Here is a 212-nt window from a genome sequence, read left to right on the forward strand (position 1 = left end):
GGCTCATCCCCGCAGGTGCGGGGCAGATGATACGGATCTGCCATTCCCGAATTTGGTGACCGGCTCATCCCCGCAGGTGCGGGGCAGATTCACAGACCGCAAACGCCTACTCGAACAGCAGCGGCTCATCCCCGCAGGTGCGGGGCAGATTTCCTTCTGCAAGCCATCCTTGCGATCAAAGAGGGCTCATCCCCGCAGGTGCGGGGCAGATG

Origin of the sequence: Corynebacterium sp. HMSC073D01 (genome assembly GCF_001815555.1) — a bacterium.
Classification (GTDB): Bacteria; Actinomycetota; Actinomycetes; order Mycobacteriales; family Mycobacteriaceae; genus Corynebacterium; species Corynebacterium glucuronolyticum.